The sequence below is a fragment of the Pseudomonas sp. TAA207 genome (assembly GCF_001529285.1).
In the GTDB taxonomy this organism is placed as follows: Bacteria; Pseudomonadota; Gammaproteobacteria; order Pseudomonadales; family Pseudomonadaceae; genus Aquipseudomonas; species Aquipseudomonas weihenstephanensis.
This window is the reverse complement of sequence record NZ_LLWJ01000049.1, coordinates 59,670-66,634: the sequence shown is the minus strand read 5'-3', so window position 1 is coordinate 66,634 and position 6,965 is coordinate 59,670. Positions and strand designations below refer to the sequence as shown.

Annotated in this window: 3 protein-coding genes; all 3 read left to right on the top strand. The window is 59.3% G+C overall.

The genetic code is table 11. The annotated features are described in order from the left end of the window. The first annotated feature begins 249 nt into the window (after positions 1-249). The 3 genes from AP059_RS02765 to selO all read left to right on the top strand — a co-directional run bounded on the left by AP059_RS02765 (position 250) and on the right by selO (position 6,963). Positions 250-1,992 carry a potassium/proton antiporter gene (locus AP059_RS02765; protein WP_059761791.1) on the top strand — a complete coding sequence of 581 codons (1,743 nt, stop codon included), beginning with the start codon at positions 250-252 and terminating at the stop codon, positions 1,990-1,992. A gap of 35 nt (positions 1,993-2,027) precedes the next feature. Then, positions 2,028-5,375, top strand: coding sequence for a mechanosensitive channel MscK (gene mscK, locus AP059_RS02760; protein ID WP_059761790.1), 3,348 nt, complete (start codon positions 2,028-2,030; stop codon positions 5,373-5,375). Positions 5,376-5,499: 124 nt separating this feature from the next. Next, entirely contained in the window at positions 5,500-6,963 is a 1,464-nt protein-coding gene (gene selO / locus AP059_RS02755; protein ID WP_059761789.1) for a protein adenylyltransferase SelO, read from the top strand. Positions 6,964-6,965: the final 2 nt, after the last annotated feature.

Here is a 6,965-nt window from a genome sequence, read left to right as displayed (position 1 = left end):
GGTAGACATCCGTGACTCCTCTGAAACAGAGGCGCTGACGCTAACGGATAAGCCTAATGATCATGCGTAGGAGGATTCCCAAAGATCCAAAAGAAACGGATCGAATTAACTACCAAGGCTGTAAACCCATCCAACTGAACGTGTACAAAACCTTTTTGACAGCCCTGCAATTACACAGGTTAGAATCGCTGGCACGCAAACTGCTTCAACAGTGAGCGCCCTGCCTATGAGTTTTCTGGAGTACTGCCTTTGAATGCGACGACCATCAACAGCCTGTTCTTGATCGGCGCGTTGCTGGTGGGTGCAAGCATTCTGGTGAGTTCACTTTCTTCACGCCTGGGCATCCCGATTCTGGTGATTATCCTGGCGGTGGGCATGACCGCGGGCGTCGACGGCGGCGGCATTATTTTTGATAACTACCCAACGGCTTATCTGGTGGGCAACCTCGCCTTGGCCGTGATTTTGCTCGATGGCGGCCTGCGCACCCGCGTGTCCAGTTTCCGCGTCGCCTTGTGGCCTGCGTTGTCGCTGGCCACGGTCGGGGTGATGATCACCACCGGGCTGACCGGGCTGATGGCCGCGTGGCTGTTCAATCTCAACCTGATTCAGGGCCTGCTGGTGGGTGCCATCGTCGGCTCCACCGATGCGGCGGCAGTGTTCTCGCTGTTGGGCGGTAAAGGCCTGAACGAGCGGGTATCGGCCAGCCTGGAGATCGAATCGGGCAGCAATGACCCGATGGCGGTGTTCCTCACCGTGACCCTGATCGACATGCTCGCCAGCGGCGAAACCACGCTGCACGCCAGTTTGCTGCTCAATCTGTTACGCGAGTTCGGTATCGGCGGCGCCATCGGTCTGGCCGGGGGCTGGATGATGCTGCAACTGGTTAACCGCATTAATCTGGCCAATGGCCTGTATCCGATTCTGGTGGTCGCGGGCGGGCTGGTGGTGTTCGCACTCACCAACGCCCTACACGGCAGCGGCTTCCTCGCGGTGTACCTGTGCGGCCTGGTGATCGGCAACAGCCCGATCCGCAGCCGCCACGGCATTTTGCACATGCTCGACGGTATGGCCTGGCTGGCTCAGATCGGCATGTTCCTGGTGCTCGGCTTGTTGGTCACTCCCCACGATTTGCTGCCCATCGCAGTGCCTGCTCTGGCGCTGGCGTTGTGGATGATTCTGTTCGCACGGCCGTTGTCGGTGATGGTCGGGCTGCTGCCGTTCAAAGCGTTCCACACCCGTGAAAAAGCCTTTATTTCGTGGGTCGGGTTGCGCGGTGCGGTGCCGATTATTTTGGCGGTGTTCCCGTTGATGGCCGGGCTTGAGAATGCGCAGCTGTACTTCAACCTCGCGTTTTTCATCGTGCTGGTGTCCCTGTTGGTGCAAGGCACCAGCCTGCCGTGGGTGGCCAAGCTGCTTAAGGTGACCGTGCCGCCAGACCTGGCGCCGATCTCGCGCGCAGCCCTTGAAGTGCATGTCACCAGCGAGTGGGAGCTGTTCGTTTATCGCCTCGACGCACAAAACTGGTGCATTGGCGCCGCCTTGCGTGAACTGAAAATGCCCGAAGGCACGCGCATCGCAGCCCTGTTTCGGGGTCAGCAACTGCTCCACCCGTCGGGTAGTACCACCCTTGAAATTGGTGATCTGCTCTGCGTGATCGGCCACGAACACAACCTGCCAGCCCTCGGCAAACTGTTCAGCCAGCCGCCTACCCGCGGTTTGGACCTGCGCTTTTTTGGCGACTTTGTACTCGAAGGCGACGCCCAGCTGGGCGCGGTGTCTGCACTCTACGGCCTGAAGCTGGACGGCATTGACCCCGACTTGCCGCTCAGCAGCTTCATCGCGCAGAAGGTCGGCGGCGCACCCGTGGTGGGCGATCAGGTTGAATGGAACAACACCATTTGGACCGTGGCCGTGATGGACGGGAACAAGATCGGCAAAGTGGGCGTCAGATTCCCCGAAGGAAGTGCCCCGGGTCCGGGGTTGTTCCTCTAAACTCCCCCTCTCCGCCCCTTGTATGACCGGTATCTATGCCCACTCTGCGCACGCTCTTCGCCACCGTCCTGCTCGGCCTGAGCCTTTGTGTCGGCCCGCTACAGGCTGCCGAGCCTCCAACCACCGAGTCGGTTCAGCAAAGCCTGGACAAAATTGCCGACCGCAAACTGCCGGACGCTGACCAAAAAGCGCTGCAAGCGGTCCTCGAAAAGACCCTTGCCCACCTGGCCAACAAAGCGGATTACGAACAAAGCCTGAGTGAGATCAAGCAGCAACTCAGCACCGCGCCGCAGCAAACCCTCGAAAACCAGCGAGAACTGGCCAAGCTCAAAGCCAGCACCGTGGTGCCGGTTGCCCAGCGGTACAGCAATCTCAGCGTGCAGCAGCTTGAGCAACTGCTCGCTGACCGCACCACGCAGCAAGGCGAGCTGCAAAAAGCTCTGGCCAGTGCCAACAGCATGACCATCGCCGCGCAAACCCGGCCAGAGCGGGCACAAGCCGAAATCAGCACCAGCCAAACGCGCATCCAGCAGATCAACAACATCCTGAAACTGGGGCGCGACAACGGCAAACTGCTGACGGGCGACCAACGTAACCAGCTCAATGCCGAGGCGGGTGCGCTGACCGCCCTTATCGCGCTGCGCCGCCAAGAACTGGCGGGCAACAGCCAGTTGCAAGACTTGAGTGGCAGCCAGCATGACTTGCTGATGGAAAAAACCGCTCGTCAGGACCAGGAAATCCAGGAACTGCAAACCCTGATCAACCAGAAGCGTCTGGCGCAATCGCAACAGACCGTGACCCAGCAATCCATCGAAGCGCAAAAGTCCGGCAGCAGCAGCCTGCTGTCCACCGAAAGTGCGATCAACCTCAAGCTCTCCGACTACCTGTTGCGCAGCACCGACCGCTTGAATGAAGTCACGCAGCAAAATCTCGAAACCAAACAGCAACTCGACAACGTGACCCAAAGCGATCAAGCGCTGGACGAGCAGATCAGCGTGCTAAAGGGCAGCCTGCTGTTGTCCAAGATTCTCTATAAACAGAAACAAGCACTGCCGCGCCTGCAAAAGATGGACAAGAACCTGGCTGATGAGATCGCGGACATCCGCCTGTATCAGTTCGAGATCAACCAGCAGCGCGAGCTGATCAGCAACCCGACCACTTATGTCGACAACCTGCTGTCCACCCAGCCAGCCGATCAAGTCACCCCGCAGCTGCGTAAAACCCTGCTCGAACTGGTCGGCACCCGGGGTGATTTGCTGGAGCGCCTCAACCGCGAGTTGAGCGCCCTGCTCAACGAAACCATCACCTTGCAACTGAACCAGAAACAATTGCTCAGCACCGCCCAGAGCCTGCGCGCCACGCTGGACGAGCAAATGTTCTGGATCCCCAGCAACAAGCCGCTGGATCTGGAGTGGCTGGAAACCGCGCCGCACTACCTCAAACAGCAATTACTGACTTTGCCCTGGACTTCCGGTTTCAGCGAGCTGGCGGATGGCTTGTCGCAACGCCCGTGGCTGTTTTCACCGCTGGCCTTGTTGATCGTGGCGTTGCTGTGGAAGCGCCGCTACCTCTACACCAAGTTGAACAAAATCCACCAGGACATCGGCCACTTCAAGCGTGACAGTCAGTGGCACACGCCGCTGGCGATTTTGATCAACGTGTTGCTGGCGATGCCGGTTTCTCTGGCGCTGGCCTTATGCGGCTACGCCTTGCAAACCGACGCCCGCGGTATGAACGCCAACCTGGGCGCCGCCTTGATTCAAATGGCCCAGGCCTGGCTGGTGTTTTACACCGCCTATCGCATTCTGGCGCCGGGCGGGGTGGCCGAACTGCATTTTCGCTGGGAAAAACCGCTGGTCGAGTTCCTGCAACGCTGGGTGCGCAAGCTAGGTTTTGTAGTGCTGGCGCTGGTGGCCGTGGTCGCGTTCGCCGAACAACAACCCGCCGCATTGGCTGACGATGTGCTGGGCATTGCCATTGTGCTGGGCTGCTATGCCGCTATGGCCTGGCTGCTGTGCAGCTTGCTGCTCAAGGATTTCGAAATCGAGAAAAAGGGCTATCGCCTGCGTAAATTGCTCGGTTTTGCGTTTGCCCTGCTGCCGCTTGCTCTGTTTGTGGCGGTGTGCTTTGGCTACTACTACACCGCACTCAAACTCAGTGATCGCCTGATCAACACCTTGTACCTGTTGATGTTTTGGCTGGTGGCCGAAGCCGCCTTTGTCCGCGGCCTGGCCGTCGCTGCCCGTCGCCTGGCCTATCAACGGGCGCTGGCCAAACGCCAGGCTGCCAAAGAAGCGGGCGAAGGCAACGACATCATCATTGAAGAACCCACGCTGGACATCGAGCAGGTCAACCAGCAATCGCTGCGCCTGATTCGTCTGGCCTTGCTCGCAGGCTTTATCGGTGGGCTGTATTGGGTGTGGGCAGACTTGATCTCCGTCTTTTCCTACCTCGACAACATCACCTTGTACGAATACACCAGCGGCACCGGCGCCAACATGAGCATGGTGCCCATCAGCATTGGCGACGTGATCGGCGCACTGGTGATCATCGGTATCAGCATTGCCCTGGCCCGCAACCTGCCGGGCCTGCTGGAAGTGCTGGTGTTGTCCAGGCTCGAACTCGGGCAGGGCAGCGCCTACGCCACCACCACCCTGTTGACCTACGTGATCATCGGCGTGGGCTTTGTCGCGACCCTGTCGACCCTCGGCGTGAGCTGGGACAAGTTGCAGTGGCTGGTGGCCGCACTCTCGGTGGGCCTGGGCTTCGGCATGCAGGAAATCTTCGCCAACTTCATCTCCGGCATCATGATTTTGTTCGAGCGCCCGGTGCGTATCGGCGACACCATCACCATCGGCAACCTGTCGGGCACCGTGAGCAAGATCCGCATTCGGGCAACCACCATCACTGACTTCGACCGCAAAGACATCATCGTCCCGAACAAAACCTTCATCACCGGGCAACTGATCAACTGGTCGCTGACCGACACCATTACCCGCGTCACCCTCAAGTTGGGGGTCGATTACGGCTCCGATCTGGACCTGGTCAAACACCTGCTGCTCAAGGCGGCCCAAGAAAACCCGCGCGTGCTCAAAGACCCCGAGCCGCATGTGTACTTCCTGAACTTTGGCCAAAGCACCCTCGACCACGAACTGCGCATGCACGTACGCGATCTGGGCGACCGTAACCCGGTCATCGACGAGGTCAACCGCTTCATCAACCGCGAGTTCAAGAACCACAGCATCAACATCTCGTTCCAGCAGATGGAGGTGTACCTCAAGAACTTGCAAGGCCAGGAATACAAACTGGTGCCCGTCGGGCCAGAAGTGCCGAACTCAACACCGCGCCTGGACAAGCCAGACAATGCGCCCAAAATGCCGTAGCCATTGCACAAGGCCCAGATAAGCCCCCAGGCCAGCAAGACAACGGGTTGCCAGGCAACCCTTAACGGCCTGCGGCAGTCATTACACCTCTGGCTGCACCTTAAATTTATGTGGGAGACGGCCATTGAAAGCCCTCGACGATCTGACATTCGATAACCGCTTCGCTCGTTTGGGCGACGCGTTTTCGACCCACGTATTGCCCGAACCTCTCGACGCACCACGGCTGGTAGTGGCCAGCGAAGCAGCGATGGCTTTACTCGACCTTGACCCATCCGTGGCCCACGATCCGGTCTTTGCCCAACTGTTTGGCGGCCACACCTTGTGGGCCGACGCCGAACCGCGTGCCATGGTGTATTCCGGCCACCAGTTCGGCTCCTACAACCCGCGCCTGGGCGATGGCCGCGGCTTGCTACTGGGCGAGGTGTACAACGACGCCGGTGAACATTGGGACTTGCACCTCAAAGGCGCGGGCATGACGCCCTACTCACGTATGGGCGACGGCCGCGCGGTATTGCGCTCCTCAATCCGTGAGTTTCTGGCCTCTGAAGCCCTGCACGCACTGGGCATCCCCAGCAGCCGCGCCGCCTGTGTGATCGGCTCCGACACCCCGGTATGGCGTGAAAAACAAGAACGCGGCGCAATGGTGCTGCGCTTGGCGCCCAGCCACATCCGCTTCGGGCATTTCGAGTACTTCTACTACACCCAGCAACCCGAACAGCAAAAGCAGTTGGGCGAACACGTGCTGGCCCTGCACTTTCCCGCATGCCTGGAACAGCCAGAACCGTACGTGGCGATGTTCCGCGAAATCGTGGAGCGCAACGCCGAACTGATCGCCAAATGGCAGGCTTACGGCTTTTGTCATGGCGTGATGAACACCGACAACATGTCGATACTGGGCATCACGTTTGACTTCGGTCCCTTCGCCTTCCTCGACGACTTCGATGCGCAGTTCATCTGCAACCATTCAGACCACCAAGGGCGCTATTCCTTCAGCAACCAGGTCCCCATCGGTCAATGGAACCTCAGCGCACTGGCGCAAGCACTGACGCCCTTCATCAGCGTTGACGCCCTGCGTGAAACCCTTGGCTTGTTTTTGCCGCTGTATCAGGCGCACTACCTGGACCTGATGCGCCGCCGCCTTGGCCTGAGCACGGCACAAGACACGGATCAAACACTGATCGAAGACCTGCTGCAACGCATGCAGGGCAGCGCCATCGACTACACCTTGTTCTTCCGTCAGTTAGGCGAGTTACCGCCCGAACAGGCCGTGGCGCGCCTGCGCGAAGACTTTGTCGACCTCAAAGGCTTTGATGAATGGGCCGCACAGTATGTAGCGCGGGTAGCAAGCGAAGGGATCATTGACCAACAGGCGCGTCGTGAGCGCATGCATGCCGTGAACCCGCTCTACATCCTGCGCAACTATCTGGCACAAAAAGCCATCGATGCGGCCGAAGCCGGGGACTACAGCGAAGTACGCCGTTTACACAAGGTTCTGACTCGACCCTTCACCGAGCAACCGGGCATGGAGGGCTATGCCGAGCGACCACCGGAATGGGGCAAGCACCTGGAGATCAGCTGTTCGTCGTGAGG

Excerpts from the sequence above, each read along its gene's own strand:
- mscK (WP_059761790.1), top strand. The coding sequence starts at position 2,028 with ATGCCCACTCTGCGCACGCTCTTCGCCACCGTCCTGCTCGGCCTGAGC.